Origin of the sequence: Dietzia sp. B19 (assembly GCF_014145155.1) — a bacterium.
Lineage (GTDB): Bacteria > Actinomycetota > Actinomycetes > Mycobacteriales > Mycobacteriaceae > Dietzia > Dietzia natronolimnaea.
The window spans coordinates 1-1,485 of the sequence record NZ_JAALED010000420.1 but is presented as its reverse complement, the minus strand read 5'-3'; the positions used below and the strand labels follow the sequence as shown (position 1 = coordinate 1,485).

Annotated in this window: 2 pseudogenes; one reads left to right on the top strand and one right to left on the bottom strand. The window is 71.6% G+C overall.

What is annotated here, in order from left to right:
- Positions 1-423: pseudogene (locus G6020_RS12060) on the top strand (NAD(P)/FAD-dependent oxidoreductase); the annotation flags it as partial.
- Positions 424-451: 28 nt separating this feature from the next.
- Here G6020_RS12060 and G6020_RS12055 read toward each other — a convergent pair.
- Positions 452-1,485, bottom strand: a pseudogene (locus G6020_RS12055) (hypothetical protein); the annotation flags it as partial.

Here is a 1,485-nt window from a genome sequence, read left to right as displayed (position 1 = left end):
CACGCGGACCGGCCGATGGTCCTCGTCTCCCAACCGTGGGTGGTGGACCCGGGGAGGGTCGCCGCCGACGGACGACGACCCCTGTGGACGTACGCACACGTGCCCGCCTACTCCGAGCTGGACCAGACCGAGCAGGTCCTCCGCGCCCTGGAGGAGGTCGCTCCCGGCGTCCGCGACGTGGTGGTGTCGACCCGCTGTACGCCCGCGTCGCGGATGGGCCGACACAACGCGAACTACGAGGGCGGCGACATCGCCGCGGGCCGCGTCGACCTGCGCGGACTCATCGCCCGTCCGGTTCCACGGGCGGATCCCTTCGCGACCGGGGTCCCGGGGGTGTGGCACGCCTCCGGGTCCACGCCCCCCGGGCCCGGTGTCCACGGGATGGCGGGCCAGCACGTCGCCGAGCGGATCATCCGCGGTTGACGAACCCGCGCCCCGGCGGAGAGCCGACCTACTGGTAGGACACGAACCACGGCCGGGGTTCGACCGCCATGGTCTGCTCCGCGGTGAAGGTCGGCGTGTCCTCGTCGTAGAAGTTCTTCCAGGCCATCCAGATGTCCGGGGACAATCCCTGCTGCAGGACCTCCCACGTCTCCAGCTTCATCTCCGGGGTCCCGTGACCGTCGGCGTGGAGGGAGATCGCGACCTCGGGCCGTGAGGTGTCGATGTCCTCACGGTCGGTGATCATCGCCAGGCTGAACTGATGCAGGATGAGCAGCTTCTGTGGCCCCCCGGAGTCGCGGGTGAGATCGGCGAGCCAGTGCGTGACCCGGTTGATCTCCTCGGCGCTCGCACTGCCGATCTGCGCCCCCGGGCGTTGGCCGGGTTCGAGCTTCCACTCGGGGTCCAGGGCCAACCCCACGTTGGGCCGCCTGAGCAGCTCCTCGAACAGCCGCGCCTGGTCGAGCAGGTCCGCCATCCCGGGCTGCAGGTCGATCACCGCGTAACCGCCGGCCTCGGTGATCGCGTCGATGAGGGGCTCGAACTCCTCCGGCGCCCACTCGTTGGTGTAGTTGCCGTCCGCTCCGGGGGATGTGGAGGCGACGGTGGCGATGATCTCGAACGCGGGGATCACCGGCTCGGGTGAGTACGGCTGGTACTCCTCGACCAGCTGTCGCACCCGCTCGGCGCTCTCCTCCGGACCCTGCTCACCGAGAATGCCCAGTGCCGGGGTGATCGGAGACCCGTAGGCCGCCACGAAGCGCCGGCCCGGGAACAACAGCTGCCCCCCGCCGGGGAGCTCGGGGACGGAGCGGGCCATCTCGACCCGGTCGGCCAACTCCTCCTCGGTGCCCCATCCGGGCCCGAGGGCGATCACGGTGTCGGCGTCCATGACCGCCTCGACTGAGCCGCCGTCGACCCGCGGGTCCGGAGCCCGGAGGTGGGAGACGGCCGCTCCGCTCGAGACGGCGGTCGCCACCGCGGCCACCGGGGTCCGGTCGTACACGAGGACGCGGGGGGCCTCCTCCGCCGACCAGGCGGGTC